The organism is Rosettibacter sp. KY25 (assembly GCF_057554405.1).
This window is the reverse complement of the sequence record NZ_BAAJAO010000004.1, coordinates 180,765-199,099: the sequence shown is the minus strand read 5'-3', so window position 1 is coordinate 199,099 and position 18,335 is coordinate 180,765. Positions and strand designations below refer to the sequence as shown.

At 32.0% G+C, this 18,335-nt stretch carries 17 protein-coding genes; 5 read left to right on the top strand and 12 right to left on the bottom strand.

Annotated features, from left to right (window positions below; genetic code table 11):
- Together AC27L2_RS04290 and ribH are read left to right on the top strand one after the other, a co-directional pair.
- Positions 1-1,242, top strand: a complete 1,242-nt coding sequence (locus AC27L2_RS04290) for a bifunctional 3,4-dihydroxy-2-butanone-4-phosphate synthase/GTP cyclohydrolase II (RefSeq protein WP_487210450.1) — start codon at positions 1-3, stop codon at positions 1,240-1,242.
- An 11-nt stretch (positions 1,243-1,253) separates the two neighbouring features.
- Positions 1,254-1,718 carry a 6,7-dimethyl-8-ribityllumazine synthase gene (ribH, locus tag AC27L2_RS04285; protein ID WP_487210449.1) on the top strand — a complete coding sequence of 155 codons (465 nt, stop codon included), beginning with the start codon at positions 1,254-1,256 and terminating at the stop codon, positions 1,716-1,718.
- A 58-nt stretch (positions 1,719-1,776) separates the two neighbouring features.
- On the opposite strand, the gene AC27L2_RS04280 is transcribed toward ribH, so the two are convergent.
- The 4 genes from AC27L2_RS04280 to AC27L2_RS04265 form a co-directional block, all read right to left on the bottom strand.
- Positions 1,777-3,492: an AMP-dependent synthetase/ligase gene (locus AC27L2_RS04280; RefSeq protein WP_487210448.1), complete on the bottom strand. Its 1,716-nt coding sequence runs from the start codon at positions 3,490-3,492 to the stop codon at positions 1,777-1,779.
- A 39-nt stretch (positions 3,493-3,531) separates the two neighbouring features.
- Positions 3,532-5,007: an aminoacyl-histidine dipeptidase gene (locus AC27L2_RS04275; protein ID WP_487210447.1), complete on the bottom strand. Its 1,476-nt coding sequence runs from the start codon at positions 5,005-5,007 to the stop codon at positions 3,532-3,534.
- Between the two features lie 11 nt (positions 5,008-5,018).
- Entirely contained in the window at positions 5,019-6,098 is a 1,080-nt protein-coding gene (gene ychF, locus AC27L2_RS04270) for a redox-regulated ATPase YchF (RefSeq protein ID WP_487210446.1), read from the bottom strand.
- Positions 6,099-6,207: 109 nt separating this feature from the next.
- Positions 6,208-6,492: an ATP-dependent Clp protease adaptor ClpS gene (locus AC27L2_RS04265; protein ID WP_487210445.1), complete on the bottom strand. Its 285-nt coding sequence runs from the start codon at positions 6,490-6,492 to the stop codon at positions 6,208-6,210.
- A gap of 192 nt (positions 6,493-6,684) precedes the next feature.
- On the opposite strand from AC27L2_RS04265, the gene AC27L2_RS04260 reads away from it, so the two are divergent.
- From AC27L2_RS04260 to AC27L2_RS04250, 3 genes are read left to right on the top strand one after another with little or no spacing between them, the layout of a single operon-like run.
- Entirely contained in the window at positions 6,685-7,431 is a 747-nt protein-coding gene (locus AC27L2_RS04260; RefSeq protein ID WP_487210444.1) for an electron transfer flavoprotein subunit beta/FixA family protein, read from the top strand.
- 9 nt (positions 7,432-7,440) lie between these two features.
- On the top strand, positions 7,441-8,412 hold the full coding sequence (locus AC27L2_RS04255) for an electron transfer flavoprotein subunit alpha/FixB family protein (protein ID WP_487210443.1): 972 nt from the start codon (positions 7,441-7,443) through the stop codon (positions 8,410-8,412).
- Positions 8,409-9,017 (top strand): bifunctional nuclease family protein, encoded by a 609-nt coding sequence (locus AC27L2_RS04250; protein WP_487210442.1) that lies wholly within the window; start codon positions 8,409-8,411, stop codon positions 9,015-9,017. Before AC27L2_RS04255 ends, AC27L2_RS04250 begins: the two co-directional genes overlap by 4 nt.
- 9 nt (positions 9,018-9,026) lie before the next feature.
- On the opposite strand, the gene AC27L2_RS04245 is transcribed toward AC27L2_RS04250, so the two are convergent.
- From AC27L2_RS04245 to purH, 8 genes are all read right to left on the bottom strand, one after another.
- Entirely contained in the window at positions 9,027-10,508 is a 1,482-nt protein-coding gene (locus tag AC27L2_RS04245) for a DUF2851 family protein (protein ID WP_487210441.1), read from the bottom strand.
- A gap of 92 nt (positions 10,509-10,600) precedes the next feature.
- Positions 10,601-11,404, bottom strand: coding sequence for an orotidine-5'-phosphate decarboxylase (pyrF, locus tag AC27L2_RS04240; RefSeq protein WP_487210440.1), 804 nt, complete (start codon positions 11,402-11,404; stop codon positions 10,601-10,603).
- 8 nt (positions 11,405-11,412) lie between these two features.
- Positions 11,413-12,642: a rod shape-determining protein RodA gene (gene rodA / locus AC27L2_RS04235; RefSeq protein WP_487210439.1), complete on the bottom strand. Its 1,230-nt coding sequence runs from the start codon at positions 12,640-12,642 to the stop codon at positions 11,413-11,415.
- On the bottom strand, positions 12,632-14,455 hold the full coding sequence (gene mrdA, locus AC27L2_RS04230) for a penicillin-binding protein 2 (protein ID WP_487210438.1): 1,824 nt from the start codon (positions 14,453-14,455) through the stop codon (positions 12,632-12,634). The genes rodA and mrdA overlap by 11 nt, the downstream gene beginning before the upstream one ends.
- Complete coding sequence (mreD, locus tag AC27L2_RS04225) at positions 14,452-14,940, bottom strand: rod shape-determining protein MreD (RefSeq protein ID WP_487210437.1); 489 nt, start codon at positions 14,938-14,940, stop codon at positions 14,452-14,454. Before mreD ends, mrdA begins: the two co-directional genes overlap by 4 nt.
- A 2-nt stretch (positions 14,941-14,942) precedes the next feature.
- The gene (gene mreC / locus AC27L2_RS04220) at positions 14,943-15,773 is read right to left on the bottom strand and encodes a rod shape-determining protein MreC (protein WP_487210436.1); all 831 of its coding nucleotides are present in this window, start codon (positions 15,771-15,773) and stop codon (positions 14,943-14,945) included.
- Positions 15,773-16,798, bottom strand: a complete 1,026-nt coding sequence (locus tag AC27L2_RS04215; protein ID WP_487210435.1) for a rod shape-determining protein — start codon at positions 16,796-16,798, stop codon at positions 15,773-15,775. The genes mreC and AC27L2_RS04215 overlap by 1 nt, the downstream gene beginning before the upstream one ends.
- An 8-nt stretch (positions 16,799-16,806) precedes the next feature.
- Positions 16,807-18,324: a bifunctional phosphoribosylaminoimidazolecarboxamide formyltransferase/IMP cyclohydrolase gene (purH, locus tag AC27L2_RS04210; RefSeq protein WP_487210434.1), complete on the bottom strand. Its 1,518-nt coding sequence runs from the start codon at positions 18,322-18,324 to the stop codon at positions 16,807-16,809.
- Positions 18,325-18,335 lie beyond the last annotated feature (11 nt).

The window sequence follows — 18,335 nt, the reverse complement described above, 5'->3', positions numbered from 1 at the left end:
ATGGAAGAATTCAGGAACTTTGAAACAATTAAAAATGCAATCAAAAAATTCCGCAATGGTGAAATGATTATTGTTGTTGATGATGAAGACCGCGAGAATGAAGGCGATTTAATTATGGCAGCAGAATTTGTAACTCCAGAAGCAGTAAATTTCATTACAAAAGAAGCACGCGGTATTCTTTGTGTTGCAATCACACCAGAAAGAGCTCAGGAATTAGAACTCCAGATGATGGTTAAAGAAAACACTTCAATTCATCAAACACCATTTACAGTTTCAATTGATTACATTCATGGAACAACAACTGGAACCTCAGCTTTTGACAGAGCCAAAACAATTAAAGCAATTACCGATAAAAATGTTAAGCCGGAAGATTTTGCAAAGCCAGGTCATATCTTCCCACTTGTTGCAAAAAAAGGCGGAGTTCTAAAAAGAGCAGGTCATACCGAAGCTGCTGTTGATTTGGCAAAACTTGCTGGATTGTATCCAGCTGGCGTTTTATGCGAAATACTTGACAGCGATGGTTCTATGTGTCGAGGTGAAAATTTACAAAAGTTTGCACAGCAACATAATTTGAGTATAATTTCTATTGCAGATTTAATTGAATACAGAAGAAGAAAAGAAAAATTAGTTCGTAAAATTGTGGAAGTTAATCTTCCATCAAAATATGGTGACTTCAAATTACATTTATATGAAAACATCTTAGATTCAAGTGAAAATGCTATTGCACTTGTCAAAGGTAAGATTGATGATGGCGAACCAGTCCTTGTAAGAGTTCATTCTGAATGTTTAACTGGAGATGTTTTTGGCTCATTAAGATGTGATTGCGGAGAACAATTAGCCACAGCACTTCAAATGATTGAACGAGAAGGAAGAGGTGTTCTGCTTTACATGCGTCAGGAAGGCAGAGGAATTGGACTTGTAAATAAATTAATTGCATACTCAATTCAAGAAAAAGGAAAAGATACAGTAGAAGCAAACGAAGCTCTCGGTTTTAAAGCTGATTTGAGAGACTATGGAATTGGTGCTCAAATATTGAAAGACCTTGGAATTTCTAAAATTCGTTTATTGACAAATAATCCGAAGAAAATTGTTGGCTTAAAAGGCTATGATCTTGAAATTGTTGAACGCGTTCCAATTGAAATTCCGGCAAATGAAAAAAACAGAAATTATCTTAAAACAAAAAAAGAAAAACTTGGACATTTATTTAACGAACAAACTTTAAAAAGTATTTTACCAGAATAAGCGGAGGAAAAATGGCAGAAATAATTCAGGGTTATCTTAATGCCAAAGGGAAAAAGTTTGCAATTGTAGTATCCCGATTTAATGAACTAATTTCAAATCAGTTATTAAATGGAGCTAACGATTGTTTGTTAAGACATGGTGCAGACGATAAAGACATCAAAGTTTACTGGGTTCCTGGCTCATTTGAAATTCCATTGACTGCAAAAAAAATTGCAATGACAAAAAAATTTGATGCAGTAATTTGTCTTGGTGCAGTAATTCGCGGAGCTACCCCACATTTTGAATACATTGCAGCCGAAGTTTCGAAAGGAATTGCAAATGTTGGATTAGAAACAGGAATTCCAATTGTATTTGGAATTATTACATCAGATTCAATGGAACAAGCACTTGAAAGAGCAGGAGTAAAAGCTGGAAATAAAGGCTGGGATGCAGCTCTTACCGCAATTGAAATGAGCGACTTGATGAGTAAGATTTAATTAATTCACATCATAATTTTATTGGCAGCTAAAACCACCAAAGCCAAATTTGGTGGTTTTAGTTATTTCCATTATTAACTAAATATCTCTTAATTTTTTGCGTTGTTGTTTTTTCAAATTCTTTTTCTCTTATGTAAAACTTTTTAATCTGCTTATAACTTGCCAGTTGTTTATTAGCTTTTTCGACTTCTTCGGATATTATTTTATGAATTAATTCTTCAGTTATTTCTACTTTCTTGTTCTCTGCATATTCAATTAAAGCTTCGGCATCGATAACAATTTTAGCTGCAATAATTTCATCTTGCTTTGGGTCTTTTTCGCCATAAACAAGTGACTCAAGGATAAATGGGCTTCTGTTGAGTATGTCTTCTATTTCTTCTGGAAAAACATTCTTACCATTTTTAGAAATAATAACATTTTTTTTCCTTCCATTTATATGAAGAAAACCGTCTTCATCAATGTAACCAACATCACCTGTTTTAAACCAGCCATCAAAGAATGCTTCGTTTGTTGCTTTTTCATTTTTATAATAACCAAGCATTACATTTGGACCTTTAGCCCATATTTCTCCGCTTCCATTTTCATCAGGATTATGAATTTTTAGTTGAACATGAGGAAGAGGTAAACCTGCTGCATCATCTTTAAAGTTATCAAGACGATTCAACGCAAGAATTGGTGATGTTTCTGTCAAGCCATATCCCTGAATAAATGTAAACCCGAATTCTCGCAATCCTTTTGCAACTAACGGGTCTGGAGCTGCACCACCTGCAATAAAAATTCTAATCGAGCCACCAAACTTTTCATGAAGTTCTGAAAAGATTTTCTTCTTAACATCTTTTAATCCAATTAGAGAAAAAAGATTTGTTAATTTTACTAAAGGAGGAACAATAAATGATTTTATTTTATCTTCTTTTATTCCTTTAATTATTCTTCTAAACATTTTATCATAAAGCAAAGGAACACCAAGCAAAATTGTTGCATGAACTTTTTGAAGGTCGTCAACTACAGTTTTTAACGAGCGTGCATAATGAGCAGATGCACCTGAATAAAGCGGGCATAACAATCCGCATGTACATTCATAAGTATGATGCATTGGTAGAACTGATAAAAATCTATCCTGTTCATTAATCAAAATCATGCTTACCATATCCATTAAATTAGATGCAAGATTTCTTTGTGATAACATAACTCCCTTTGCTCTTCCAAGTGAACCAGATGTAAAAATTATTTCAGCAAGTTCATCAGGATTTATTTTTGGCAATTCATTTATTGAGATTGGTTTTGCATTTTTAATTAATTCAGGCATAATCAAAAAACTTTTGTCTTCGCTCGTCGGATCCATACAAATAAAATGTTTTAACTTCTTCAAAAAACTTTTTGCCTCTGCCATCATACCAGCAAAATTTCCAGAAAAAATAATTGCTTCGGAATCAGATTCATGAATAATATTCAATATTTCATTGGTGGTTAAATTTCTATCAATTGGAACTACGACATAATTAAAACACATAGCTGTTAAATAACTAATTGCCCACTGAACTCGATTTTCCCCAATTACTGCAATGTGAGTTCTTTCTTTAATCCCAAGCTGCCTAAGTGCATTACCAAATTTCAAGATATTTTCAAGTAGTTCACCAAAAGTAACTTTTTTTATCGGGGTATCATTCAGGTCTTCAAGCGCTAATTTTGAACTGAATTTTTTTGCTGATTGCAGAATCATATCTTGAACAGATTCGATATGAGGAACATCGAAATATTTCATTTCTTTTTTCATAATGTTATCATCTATTTAAATTAGTAATTGGCAATATCATCATAAATCTTTTTTAGATATTTCAGAAATTATTGCTTTGAGGAGATTATAAAATTTTTCTACATCTGATATTTTTACTCTTTCATCTGGTGAATGTGCACCTTCGATTGTAGGTCCAAGTGAAATCATATCAAGCCAAGGAAATTTATCGATAAGAATTCCGCATTCTAACCCAGCATGAACTGCTTTTACCTCGGGTTCTAACCCAAATAATTTCTTATAAACATTTTTAGAAATCTGAAGCAATTTAGAATTGATATTTGGCTGCCATGCAGGATACTTATCTGCAACCATTACTTCTGCTTCGGCTAATTCAAACACTGCTTGAACATATTGCCCAATATTTCTTTTTCCACTTTCAATTGAGCTTCTTTGACTTGTTCCTATTTTTAAATATCCACCTTCAATATTGATAGTAGCTAAATTTGTAGAAGTTTCAACAAGTCCCTCAATATCAGCACTCATTGAAATAACACCATGAGGCAGAGCAAGAATTAGATTGACTACTTTCTTTAAGAAATCATCTGCAAAAACATTTTTGCTGATGACATCATTTTCTTTTCTTTCAAAAATTATTTTTATGTCACTTTCTTTGTTTTTGTATTCAAGAGAAGTTTCAATTGCAAATGCATTTACAATTTCAATTGCTTTTAATTCATCTTCTGGCTTAAGCCATAAAATTGCTTCAGCTTCTCTTGGAATAGCATTTCTTTTTGTACCACCATTAATAAAACTTACCTGATAATCAAAAGCCTCGAGATTTTTTAGAATTAATCCAAGTAACTTAATTGCATTTGCTCTTCCTTCATGAATATTAATTCCTGAGTGACCTCCTTTTAATCCAGATACAAATAAGTAGTATGGTTTAAATCTTGGATTCAATTTTCCATAATTAATTTTGAATGAACCAACTGTATCCATTCCACCAGCACATCCAATATAGAAAGTTCCATCTTCTTCGGTGTCAAGATTTAACAGATACTTCCCTGATATAAAATTATTTTCAAGATTATTTACACCAGTCAAACCTGTTTCTTCGTCGACTGTAAATAGCAATTCTAATGGACCATGTTCAAATGAATCATCCAATGCTATTGCAAGAGCAGCTGCAACACCAATTCCATTATCGGCGCCGAGTGTTGTACCATTTGCTTTAATCCAATCTCCTTCTCTAATTAATTGAATTGGGTCTTTATCAAAATCATGAATGGTGTCTTTATTTTTTTCGCACACCATATCAACATGACTCTGCAAAACAATTGTTGGAGCCGATTCGTAATTCGGTGTTGGAGGCAAATAAATTAGAATGTTACCTGTTTGGTCTTCTTTAAAACTGAAGTTATGTTTTTCAGCAAAATTTTTAAGATATAATCGAATTCTTTCTTCATGCTTTGATGGGCGGGGAATTTGACTTATTTCAACAAATCTTTTCCACAAGATTTGAGGTGAAAGACCTTCAATAACTTCATAAGACATGCATTACTCACTTAATTGTGTCGAATATTTAGAATATCTCCATCTTTAACAATGTATTCTTTCCCTTCGAGGCGCCATGCACCAGCTTCTTTACATTTACTGAATGAACCATATTTTATAAAATCATCATAATGAACAACTTCTGCTCTAATAAATTTATTATAAAAATCAGAATGAATTACTCCTGCTGCCTGCTGAGCATTATAATTTTTCTTAATTGTCCATGCTCTGCATTCATCTTCGCCAACAGTAAAGAAAGACTGCAATCCAAGCATTTCATAAGATGTTCGAAGAATTTTACTTAATGCAGATTCTTTAATCCCATAGTCTTCCATAAAAACTTTCTGATCTTCTTCATTTAATTTTGAAAGCTCGAGTTCAATTTTTGCAAAGAAAGGAATTATTGGAACATTTATTTTGCTTAATGCTTTTTTAATTTCTTCAACATCTTTATCGACAGTTTGAATTGAATCTTCATCAAAATTAATTGCGATGGCAAGTGGTTTCAATGTAATCAACTGAAAGCCTGATAATAATTTCAATTCATTATCATCAAGCTGAAGTGTTCTTAATGGCTGTTCTTTTTCACAATGAGCAAAGCATTTTTCAATTACGGGGAATTCCCTCTTTAATCTTTCATCTTTAGATTTTTGCAAATCCTTTTTTAGTTTTTCAAGACGATTCTCAAGAAATGCTAAATCAGAAAGTAGGAATTCTGTTTCTAAAAATTCTATGTCTCTTACAGGATTAATATCACCAAGTGGATGAATTATAGTATCATCATGAAAAGCACGAATTACATAAAACAATGCATCATTATTTCTAACACTATTTAAGAAAGCAGAAGTAATTTTAACTTTGTTATCTTCAGAAGTTCTTAAGCCGGGAATATCAAATACTTCGATTGTAGCATTAACCTGTTTTTTAGGATTGAAAATTTTTGTCAAATTATCGAGACGCTCATCAGGCACTTTAACTACTTCTACAGCTGCTTCTTCCTTTGCTGAGCTTTGCTGTGAAGAACTTTTTGATAGCGTATGAAATAAAGTAGTTTTACCAGAGTATTGCAAACCAACTAAACCAATCTGCATTAGTATTTCTCAATTATTAATTTCAAATTTCATGACCGCTAATATAATAAATAAACAACACGAGAAAGAGCTGATATTTATACTTTTTTAAGTCAGCAGACAAAAATTTTTAAGACACAATTTGTGTATGTAATGCTATCTCTTCTAAGATTGATGTTACTTTTAAGCATTCACTCAACTCGCCAGAAAAAACAACAGCCTTTCCTTTTACATGAGCTTCAAAAGCATATTTGCGAGCTTGGTCATAACTGCACCCTGTTGCTTTTATTAATTGCTCTATCACTTCATCGAATGTGTGAATATCATCATTGTAGAGAATAACTTTGTAAGGAAGATTAACCGTAACCTCTTCTTCAATTACAGGTTCTACTTTACCAGGTTTTAATTCTTCCATAACTTATTCCCTAATTTCTACTCTAAATTATAAAAATGATTTCAAAAAATGAATTCAAAAAAACCTCATCAATTTTGATGTTTCTTTTCATAAAATTCTAAAGAACAGCAAAAAAGATTTTACATTATTCTTTGAAAATTCAATTAAGTGATAATATATTTCAACTTAGGATTGAACATTTTTGGAGGTTAGATGAAAATTGCAGTATGCATCAATCATGTTCCCGATACAGCAGCAAAAATCAATATCAGCAGCGACGGCAAAAATATTGAATCCTCTGGTGTTGCTTATGTATTAAATCCTTACGATGAATTTGCAATTGAAGAAGCATTAAAAACTAAAGAATTATTAGGAGGTGAAACAGTTGCAATTAGTTTAGGAGGCGAAGCTAACAAGGAAACTTTAAGAAAAGCACTTGCAATGGGTATTGATGAAGCTGTATTATTAAAAGATGAGAGCTATCGTGATTCTTTGTCTGTAGCAAAAGCTCTTGCAGACGAAATTAAATCTCAAGGTGCTGAAATTGTTTTCTTTGGCAAGCAATCTGTTGATTATGATAATTCAATTGTTGGACAACTTGTTGCTGAACTTTTAGGCTTTAATTCTGTTTCTACAGTTGTAGAATTAAATATCTCAGGAAATAAGATTATAGCTGCAAGAGAAATTGAAGGCGGTAAAGAAATTGTTGAAACTTCTTTGCCTGTTGTAATTACTGCACAAAAAGGGTTGAATGAACCGAGATATGCATCGTTAAAAGGAATTATGGCAGCCAAGAAAAAAGTGATAACTGAAAAACAGCCTGCTGTTTATCAAAATTATGTTGAAGTAATTGAATTGAAAAAACCTGCCCCAAAACAACAAGGCAGAATTTTAGGGACAGATGTTTCAGCTGTTCCTGAATTAGTTCGTTTATTGAGAGAAGAAGCAAAAGTAATTTAAGGTGTAATTATGGCAAATAAGATTTTAGTATTTCTCGAACAAAGAAATAATCAAATTAAAAAATCTTCATTCGAAGCTGCAAGAGTCGCTTCCGATATTGCAAGTAAACTTAACTACGAAATTGAAGCAATTGCAATTGGAAATAATATTGATAATTTGCAAGAAGTTGGGAATTATGGAGTTAATCATGTTGTTCACTTTAAAAATCCACAATTAGAAAATTACTCTACTTCAGCATTCACAAAAATTATTACGAATTATCTAAATGAAACTAATGCTGAAATTTTCTTCATATCTGGAACAGCTTTAGGTAAAGATTTAGCACCACATATTTCTGTAAAATTAGATTGTGGATTAGCAAGCGATTGTATAGCTTTAGAATACAGAAACAATGAATTAATTGCTACAAGACCAATTTTTGCTGGAAAAGCTTTGATGGACATAAAATTAACAAGCACACGAAAAATATTTATGCTTCGACAAAATGTTTTTAAGGCTGAGAAAATTTCAGATACAAGTGCAGATGTAAAAACAATCAATGTTGAAGATTTAGATTTATCAACAAGAGTAATTGAAGTAAAAAAATCTGACGGAAAACTTGATGTTGCAGAAGCAGACATTATTGTTTCAGGCGGAAGAGGAATGAAAGGACCGGAACATTTTCATCTTGTTGAGCAGTTAGCAGAAGCTTTAGGTGGAGCTGTTGGAGCCTCTCGAGCAGTTGTTGATGCTGGTTGGCGTCCTCACAGCGAACAGGTTGGTCAAACTGGAAAAACTGTTTCTCCTACTTTGTATGTTGCTCTTGGTATTTCAGGTGCAATTCAACATCTTGCAGGTATGAGATCTTCAAAATATATTGTTGCTATAAATAAAGATAAAGATGCTCCAATTTTTCAAATTGCAGACTATGGAATCGTAGGAGATGTTTTTGAAATTGTTCCATCATTAATTGAAGAAATAAAAAAAGTAAAATCGAATTGAACAAAGTTCAGGTAGAAATATTAGGATTATCGGCAAGCCCTTCCACTGGAGGGGCTTATGCTCTGTTGCTGAAAGAAGTTTATGGCATACGACGCTTGCCAATTATTATTGGCTCATTTGAAGCTCAATCAATTGCACTTGAGCTTGAAGGCATTAAAGCACCTCGACCTCTAACGCATGATTTATTAAAAAGTGTAATCGAGCATCTCGGAGGTACTGTTACTGAAGTAATTATAGATGAATTAAAAGACAATACTTTTTATGCTAAAATAAAAATTGAAATATCATCTTTCACACATGAAATTGATTCCCGACCAAGTGATGCTATTGCTCTTGCTGTAAGAACCGGCACACCCGTTTATGTTGCAGAAGATGTGATGAGACTTGCATCGTTTGTTCCATCAAGCGAAGATATTGAAGAAGAATCTCCTGCAGAAGATGAATCCCCCGAAGAGGAAGAAGAAAAACCTGCCAAAAAATCATCAAAAGAAGCAAGACTAGCCGAATTGCAAAACCAGCTTAGAGAAGCTATTGAAAAAGAAGATTATGAGCGAGCAGCTAAATTGAGAGATGAAATAAATAAAATTAAAGGTCAGCAGAATTAAATAATTCCATCAATTAAAAGCTATCTTTCCAATTTCACATTCAAGACATTTTCCTTTTGAACAGTAACTTCTAAATAAATCAATCATTCCCTGTGATAGTATTGTTTTATTGATATGTTCATTCAAAGAAAGTGCGGTTCCAACATCGGTAATAATTTGATTTTCAGATTTCTGCTCATAAATACTGTAAACTTTCAAAATTTTCTTTGGAATAATTTTATTCCCAAATATCTCAAAATAGACTGCAAAGAAGGGAAGAATTACATTAATTACAATTTCATCAGCTCGTGTTGCACCAACAAAATATTTTATCTCATTCTTTGCTAACTGATTAAATACATAGTGATTCTTCCAGTAACCTTCTGATTTAATTACAAAAAGCGAACGAAGTGAATTAATTAATACTGTTAATTTTTGTATCTCAGAAATTTTCTTTGCAATTACTCCAATTAAATCTCCATAAAGAATTTCGTTTAATATTCTTGCTCCCGCTGCAATTCTTATCGTTGGAAAGTTTTGAGGCCTAAGTTTGAAGAAATGCCATTGACTTTCATTCATGTACTTTCCATCATAGAAAGGTTTTATTGAATTCCAGTGAAGCAATATACTATCGAGATATTTTTTGCTTTCCTCTTCACTTACTTCTTTATTCGAATTGATTAATCCCGATATAAAAAATAATGCTGCTTCAAATTTTTGAATTATAATGCCATCTCTCTCAATTTTTTTTAGAAATTCAATATTTGCATGTTGTGCAAGAGTTGTCATTGGAACTTTATTTTTTGAATATCCAAGTGCCTCAAAAATTAGTTCATAGAATAACTGCTGCCATACTTCTTTGTTCGAAAAATCAGAATGTTTGAATTGCCGTTCGTGAAATTTTGGAGTTAACTCGTATGAAACTGCAGGTTCTTTAATATTCAGTTCTTTCAAAAATTGGAGTTCTTTTAGCCGCTCATAAATTCTTTTACATTTTTTATTGAATCTTTCAATGCCCAGCTGAGTTAAAAATTTTTCTTTGACTTCAAACGGAACAATCCGATTAACTTCTGAGCACTTCAGCAAGCTGATTGTATCTTTTCTATCTTCTTCTATGCTGCTCTTTAATTTTTCTATGGTTTCATCATGAATTAAATTTGATAAGCAAATTGAAGGGACTTTTCTTCCGTTTCTTGTATAAACATAACTATGATTATTCTTATTTGTAAGAGTTACATGAAGAATTACGCTGTTGTATTTATTGTCGATATTGTGACCATGAGCTTTCCAATCTGAATAATCAATATCAATTTCAACATCACCCACATAAGTTAGATTGCCAATTCGAATTCGAGCATTTTTAAAATCGGGACCTGCTAAATCTTCGTTGCGGTTTCCTTTATCGATAATAAAAATATCGTCACCGTTATCTAATTTGATGACATCATTGAAATGGTGTTTTTGCCAGATTTCGTAAAGAATGCTCTCTTGAATTTTTTGTTCTGAACCCATAGGTCCGTTATATTCTTTTTATTTAGAAAAGAATTATCTCTGCAATTGCACTTCAAATTAATACAATATTTTTCTAAATGCTACTATTTTCTTTACAAGTTTTGAATTACAGAATTCATCTTTTCGATTTCTTTTTTTATTGTAATTGGAAACGAATCTGAATTATCACAATAAATTAAAGAACGACTAACATTTATCAAATAATTTTTATTGCTAGCAGCATTAAATATTTTTACAACATCTTCAAGACTTCCACCCTGTGCACCTACTCCTGGAAGAAGAACAGGTAAATCTTCAAATAAATTTACATTTTCTTCAAGTTCTTTTGAGTTTGTTGCACCGAAAACAATTCCACAATTTTTATTTTGATTCCATTCTTTTACTTTTTCAATAACTTTTTGAAAAACAAATTTGCCATCATTCAGTTTTAATTTTTCAAAATCTGCTGCTCCTTTATTCGAAGTAAGAGCAAGAATAAAATTAAGTTTGTCTTTAAATTGCAAAAAAGGTTCAAGTGAATCAAAGCCCATGTATGGATGTAGAGTAACAGCATCGCATTTGAAAAACTTAAAAATTGATTCTGCATACATCATTGATGTATTTCCGATATCCCCTCTTTTTGCATCACCAATGATTAAAATATCCTTTGGAATTAATTCAATTGTCGAAATGAGATTTTCAATTCCTCTCAATCCATCTTTTTCATAGAACGCAAAATTGATTTTGAATGCAGCTGCATTTTCGTAAGTATTTTCAATCACAATTTTATTGAATTCACCAACAGGATTTTTTGATTTTTTTATATAATCTGGAATTTTATTAATGTCAGTATCAAGACCAACACAAATATGAAAATTTTTTTGAAGTCTGAGATTTAATTTTTCTTGAGCTGTCATAATTTTATTTATGTATGAAGTTTTCTGTTACGATAAATGTTTGATACAATACCGAGCAAAATCATATTTGAAATTAATGAGCTCCCACCATAACTTAAAAATGGAAGCGGCAATCCAATAACCGGAGTTAAGCCTAAATTCATTCCAATATTAATTGCAAAGTGTGAAAATAATAAACTCAAAAAACCAATAATTACTAGAGAACTAAATTTATCTTTTGCAATTGAGGACAATTTAAGAAGTCGAATAAAAATAATTAGAAACAGAGTTAAAACAATCACACTTCCGATAAAACCAAATTCTTCTCCGATAACACAATAAATAAAATCTGTCCATTGTTCCGGAATAAATCGAAGTTGAGTTTGATTTCCCTGCATAAATCCTTTACCCAAAAGACCACCTGAACCAATTGCAAGTTTAGCCTGCAATGCATTATAACCTGAACCAAGCGGGTCAGCAGATGGGTCTAAAAATGCAGCTATTCTTTTTTGTTGATGAGGTTTAAGAATTTTATATATATAATCAAAAAAGAAACTCGCCCCCAAATTCATTACAAATACAATAATGCTGTTAAAAATATCTCTCTTAAATAAGAACAGTGCAATTATAACCCCAACAAGTGCCAAAATAAAAGCATAAGTTCCAAATAGTGATGCGAAAGTAACTATTCCAGGAGAAAGAACAACAAATAATCCAAACAAACTTATACCACTCCAGTAAATCAAAGATAATGTAATAATAGCAAAGACAATTGCAGTTCCAGTATCAGGTTCTAATAAAATTAAAATTACAGGAACAAAACCAATCATTAATGCAATTCCAATATCTTTGATGTTATTAATATCTCTATCTTTATAAGTCAACCAGTAAGACAAAGCCAGAATAGTTCCAATTTTAGCAAATTCAGAGGGTTGAAAACCAATAGGACCAAAATCAAGCCAGCTTTTTGAACCGTAAACAGATTTACCCATAAATAAAACAACTATCAAAAGAAAAATCGAAGAAGCATAAAAAGGAATAGTAAATTTTTTAAATGTTTGCTGCGGAAGTGAATAGATTATAAAAAATATTACTAAAGATACTGAGGCAAAAAAAACTTGCTTGAGAAAATTTCCGCTTGCAGTCGGGTGATTAACTGTAGAACTATAAATTGCTGCCAATCCAATTGCAATTAGAATAAATGCCGGAATGAAAATCATCAAATCAAATTTGTCGTTTAATTTATACTCAATTTTCATTTTTAATCTTCTTGAAATTTACTAATTCACTTAAATAAGCAGGTTTTTCAATTTTGACTTTATCCTTCTTCAAATATGCTTTAATTATATCTCTTGCTATAGGAGCAGCATTAACACTTCCAAAACCTGCATTTTCAACAATTACTGCTATTGCTATTTTCGGATTTTTATATGGTGCAAATCCAATAAAAATTGCATGGTCTTTTCCATGTGGATTTTGAGCTGTTCCAGTTTTACCTGCAATTTCTAAATCTGGCATTCGAATGTTAGTTGCTGTTCCTGCTCCATTGACAACTCTATACATTGCTCTTCTTACAATATCAAATGAATGTTTGCTGATTCCAACATCAAAATATTTGGGTTTTATTTCTATGTATTTCCCTGTCTTAGTTTCAATATAACCTTTTAAGAAATGAGGTTTTGCTGTTTTACCATAATTTGCGATTAATGCTGCATACTGTGCTAATTGAATTGGAGTAACACTTAGTTCTCCCTGACCAATTCCTAAACTTACGAGAATTCCTTTAGGCCATCTATCTTTCCCAAATACTTTATCATAATATTCTCTTGTTGGAACAATTCCAGGAGATTCTTCACTTATATCAACACCAGTTTTTTTCCCAAAGCCTAATTTCTTTGCATATTCTGACCATCTATCAATTCCAATTTTTAATGCCAGTTGATAATAAAAAGTGTTGCAGGATTTTTCAATTGAAGTTATAATATCAACAGCTCCATGAACATGAAGACATTTGAAAAATCTATCTCCATACTGAAATCCGCCGCCGCAATAAGTTCTGTAATTCGTATCAATTATTCCTTCTTCAAGTGCTGCAAGAGCAGAAACCATCTTGAATGTCGAACCGGGTGAATAAATTGACATTGTAGCACGGTTGAACAGTGGTCTATTTTCATCTGAGTTCAATTTTTTCCAGACTTCATTGGATGTTACAGATGCAAAATCGGAAAGGTCATATTGAGGTGAACTTAAGAATGCAAGTATTTCACCAGTTGAAGGTTCTATTGCAACAACAGCCCCGCGTTTGTCAACAAACAATGATTCTGCGGTCATTTGTGCATCTTTATCAATAGACAGAATTAAATCATAACCTTTAATTGCAGGCTTATCATGTTTTCCATCTTTATAACTTCCAATAATCTTTTGTCGTGAATCTACTAACACATATTGAATTCCTTTTTCACCTCGGAGAAAATCTTCATAAGTTTTTTCAATTCCATTGAAACCAATTTCATCGCCCATCATGTATTCATTCTTTTTTTTCTGAAGCAATTCAGCAGGTATTTCTTTTGTATAACCGAACATGTGAGCACCAATTACACCAAACGAATAATCTCTTTGTGTTTCAATAACATAATCAACACCTGGAAGTTTACTCGCATTTTCTTCATACCATGCAATTACATTAAATGGAACATCTTTAGCAATTCTTCTTGGGATATAACGAGAATATTGTTGAGTCTGCTTAAGTATTCTATCAATGTAACCGGGTTTAACACCAAGAATAGTTTCTATGTATGGAGATAATTTTTTATCGTATTCAGCTGGAGTAATTCTAAGAGTGAATGTCGGTTTGTTGCCTACAAGTATATTGTGATTTCTATCGTAAAAAACTCCGCGTGGAGCTATTTGATAAATTGGTTTTACACTGTTCTCGTTTGCTTTGGTAGTATAAGTTTTTTCCTGCAGTATCTGCATATTAAATAATTGCAAAACAGAAATGCTAAAAAACCCAACTATTATTGCAAAAAATATTTTTGCTCTTAATGATGAACCAAAACTCGAATCGTTCATCTTAATTCCTTTCTCGTATTAAACAAAATAACTGGCAAAGCAAAAAAGGCAGTATAAAGTCCAGGTAAAATTCCTCCTTCAAGAACAAGAGAAAAAATATTCATTTCATTATAAGAACTTGAAATAAGATTAAACAGAAAAGAGTTAATTGTAGCAGAAAGAAAAACAATTATAATAAATTCACTTGTTGCTGTATTTATCTCAATTTTATTTTCATTAAAAAAATATCCAGCAATAAATCCAGAAATTGTAAATGAAAACATAAATGCACCTAACAAACCTCCTGAAATTAAATCGAAAATAAAGCCAAGAACAAAACCTAACAGTGTTCCATACATCTGGCCATACTTCAATGTAAAAAAGCAAATTAAAATAATTATTAGATTAGGAGTGATTGCATCAATTGATACAAGAGGAATTACTACAAGTTGAACCGAAGCAAGAGGAATAAAAAGCAATATTGGTTTAATAAAATTCCAGAGCATAATTATTTCTTCAATAAATTCATTTCTAATTTGTTTATTTGTTTGCTTGGGACAATTTTCATTATGAATAAATTATTAACAGCATTAATATCAACAAATGGCTTTACGCTCAGATGATGAAGTAAACCAATTGGCACTGATTCACGTTTTGAAATAATTCCAATAGGAATATGTGGTGGAAAAATAGTACTAAAATCTGAAGTAACAACACTATCTCCAACTTTAATTTCATAATGTGATGGAATATTTTTTATTATTAATTCATTTCCATTCCAGCTTAATACTCCATCAATATTCAATCTTTCAATTGTTACAGCTGTATTGAGATTATTGTTGTATAATGTTCTTACCACAGAAAAATTTTTTGAAGTATCGACAATAATACCTATCAAGCCTTTATCGTTTATAACCGGCATTCCAATTAAGACCCCATCATCAGAACCCCGATTAATAATAAAATTACCTTGATTTTTATTCACAAGTTTTGAAATTACATCAGCATACAGCAACTGAGCTTTACTTGTATCCCTAAAATTTAGCATTGAACGAAGATTTTCATTTTCAAGTCCTTTATTTCTAAGTTTATTTATCTCGAGCATCAATCTGGCATTTTCTTCTTCAAGTTCTTTTAATGAATAATCATTTTTAAGAAAAGACAAAGGATAATTTAGAATTTTATTGAAGAAAGCAAAGTTTCCAAATGCAAATGTGCGAATTCTTTTAACTGAAGGTTTTTCATTAGTTGAAAGCAGAGAAATACTTATTATTGAAAGGAAAACAACTAAAAAGTATTCTTTGAAGTTATATATAATTCTTCGTAAAAAATTTATCATCAGTAAGTTCTTTTACGTATAAACACCTTTGAATATTTATTCAAGTTTTCTAATGCTTTTCCAGTTCCTCGGACCACAGCAGTTAATGGGTCATCTGCAACATGAACGGGCAAATTAGTTTCCATTCTAATTCTTTCATCGAGTCCTTTTAGTAGTGCACCACCACCAGTAAGCATAACACCGCGGTCGAGAATATCTGCAGAAAGTTCTGGTGGAGTTCTTTCGAGAGTTTGACGAACAGCTTCTACAATTTGTGTTATACTTTCATTCAATGCTTCTCGAATTTCAACAGAGCTTACTTCTGTTGTTTTTGGAATACCACCAACTAAATCTCTTCCTTTAACTTGAATTGTAATTTCTTCTTTCAATGGCACAGCTGAGCCAACCTCACATTTAATTGCTTTGGCAGTCCTTTCTCCAATTAATAAGTTATAATTTTTCTTAAAGAACTGCATAATTGCGTTGTTCATTTCATCGCCGGCAATTCGAATTGATTCTTCATTAACTATTCCACCAAGAGCTATAACAGCTATTTCTGTGGTGCCGCCTCCGATATCAATAATCATGTTGCCGACTGGAGCTTCTACATCAATACCAATTCCAATAGCTGCTGCCATTGGTTCAGCTATAAGATGTACTTCTTTTGCCCCTGCATGTTCTGCAGCATCTCTTACAGCACGCTTTTCTACTTCTGTTACTCCGCTTGGAACAGCAATTACAATTCTTTTTGATGTAAATGTATTTGGAGTTACTTTTTTGATGAAAGCACGAATCATTCCTTCTGCAATTTCAAAGTCAGCTATAACACCATCGCGCATTGGTCTTGTTACTCTTATATCGCGATGTTCCCTGCCCTGCATTTCTTTTGCTTTATTTCCAAGTTCAATAATTCTTTTTGTGTTCCTGTCAAATGCCACTATTGATGGTTCATTCAAAACAATTCCTTTTCCTTTGATATAAATTAAAGTATTTGCAGTACCAAGGTCGATTGCAACATCTGTTGTAAATAAATCAAATAATCCCATAGTTCCTCTTAATGTTTAAAATTTCTAATTCCAGTAAAAATCATTGAAATATTTTTTTCATTTGCTGCTTTGATTACTTCATCATCACGCACAGAACCTCCAGGTTGTATTACAGCAGTTATTCCATGAGATGCTATTTCAAGCAAACCATCAGCAAATGGGAAAAATGCATCTGAAGCAGCAACTGCTCCATTTAAGTCATGTCCAAATTCTTTTGCTTTCATTGCAGCTATTTTTGCAGAATCCAACCGCGACATTTGACCAGCTCCAACTCCAATTGCTTTTTTATCTTTTACAAAAACTATTGCATTGGATTTTGTATGCTTGCAAACTATCCATGCAAATTTTAAATCTTCAAGTTCTTTTTCGCTACACTTTCTTTCTGTTACATATTTCAACATTGAGTCATCAAGTTTAGAGTTATCTTTCTCTTGAGCAAGCAAGCCACCAGGAACACTTTTTATCATTAACTCATCTTTATCGAGATTTTTTTTCACTCTAATTAATCTACGATTTTTTTTCGTCTTTAACTTTTCTAAAGCACTTTCTGAATAAGATGGGGCACAAATAATTTCAAGAAATATTTCATTTAATTTTTCTGCTGTGTCTTCATCCACTTCAGAATTAAAAGCAACAATACCGCCGAATGCAGAAACGGGGTCACACGATAAAGCTTTTTCGTATGCATCTTTTGCATTATTACCTATTGCTGCACCACAAGGATTTGTATGTTTTATTATTGCACAACCAAATTTTTCCATTTCTGTTACAAGTTCAACTGCTGCAGTTAAATCAACAATATTGTTGTAAGAAAGTTCTTTTCCATGAAGCACTTCAAAATAATCTTCGAAGTTTCCAAACAAGTAAGCTTTTTGATGTGGATTTTCTCCATATCTCAATTCAAATGAAGATTTATAATTCAATCTAATTTCTGTTTTAGGTTGATTAAATTCTTTCTCAAAATAATTTGCAATTAATGTATCGTAATATGATGTGTAGGCAAATGCAGCATAAGCTAATTTTTCTCTTGTAGCCAAACTAATTTCGCCTTTTTTTAATTCTTCTATGAATTCATCATATTGCTCTGGATTTGTAAGCACAGAAACATATTTATAATTTTTTGCTGCTGCACGAATTAAACTTGGTCCTCCAATATCTATGTTTTCAATTTTTTCTTCGAGTGAAATATCATCACGATTAACAACTTTTGGGAATGGATAAAGATTTACACAAACAATATCAATTGGAAGAATATTATTTTCTTCAGCTTGGATTTTGTCTGTTGAATTATCTCTTCTCATTAATATTCCGCCAAATATTTTGGGATTCAGAGTTTTAACTCTTCCCGAAAATATTTCTGGATAAGAAGTAAACGAACTTATTTCGATGCAGTCAATTTTATTTTCTGTCAAAAGTTTTGCTGTATTGCCTGTTGCAAGTATCTTATAGTTGAGCAGATATAATTCTTTTGCAAACTCAATAATTTTTGTTTTATCCGATACACTTATTAAAGCTAACTTTTCCAATTTTACTCCAT

What these genes read in the sequence shown, in the direction of transcription:
- AC27L2_RS04255 (WP_487210443.1), top strand. Translation starts at nt 7,441, where the DNA reads ATGGCAAATAAGATTTTAGTATTTCTCGAACAAAGAAATAATCAAATT.
- AC27L2_RS04245 (WP_487210441.1), bottom strand. Translation starts at nt 10,508, where the DNA reads ATGGGTTCAGAACAAAAAATTCAAGAGAGCATTCTTTACGAAATCTGG.
- ribH (WP_487210449.1), top strand. Translation starts at nt 1,254, where the DNA reads ATGGCAGAAATAATTCAGGGTTATCTTAATGCCAAAGGGAAAAAGTTT.
- AC27L2_RS04260 (WP_487210444.1), top strand. Translation starts at nt 6,685, where the DNA reads ATGAAAATTGCAGTATGCATCAATCATGTTCCCGATACAGCAGCAAAA.
- AC27L2_RS04215 (WP_487210435.1), bottom strand. Translation starts at nt 16,798, where the DNA reads ATGGGATTATTTGATTTATTTACAACAGATGTTGCAATCGACCTTGGT.
- AC27L2_RS04265 (WP_487210445.1), bottom strand. Translation starts at nt 6,492, where the DNA reads ATGGAAGAATTAAAACCTGGTAAAGTAGAACCTGTAATTGAAGAAGAG.
- ychF (WP_487210446.1), bottom strand. Translation starts at nt 6,098, where the DNA reads ATGCAGATTGGTTTAGTTGGTTTGCAATACTCTGGTAAAACTACTTTA.
- mreD (WP_487210437.1), bottom strand. Translation starts at nt 14,940, where the DNA reads ATGCTCTGGAATTTTATTAAACCAATATTGCTTTTTATTCCTCTTGCT.
- mreC (WP_487210436.1), bottom strand. Translation starts at nt 15,773, where the DNA reads ATGATAAATTTTTTACGAAGAATTATATATAACTTCAAAGAATACTTT.
- rodA (WP_487210439.1), bottom strand. Translation starts at nt 12,642, where the DNA reads ATGAAAATTGAGTATAAATTAAACGACAAATTTGATTTGATGATTTTC.
- AC27L2_RS04280 (WP_487210448.1), bottom strand. Translation starts at nt 3,492, where the DNA reads ATGAAAAAAGAAATGAAATATTTCGATGTTCCTCATATCGAATCTGTT.
- AC27L2_RS04290 (WP_487210450.1), top strand. Translation starts at nt 1, where the DNA reads ATGGAAGAATTCAGGAACTTTGAAACAATTAAAAATGCAATCAAAAAA.
- pyrF (WP_487210440.1), bottom strand. Translation starts at nt 11,404, where the DNA reads ATGACAGCTCAAGAAAAATTAAATCTCAGACTTCAAAAAAATTTTCAT.
- AC27L2_RS04275 (WP_487210447.1), bottom strand. Translation starts at nt 5,007, where the DNA reads ATGTCTTATGAAGTTATTGAAGGTCTTTCACCTCAAATCTTGTGGAAA.
- mrdA (WP_487210438.1), bottom strand. Translation starts at nt 14,455, where the DNA reads ATGAACGATTCGAGTTTTGGTTCATCATTAAGAGCAAAAATATTTTTT.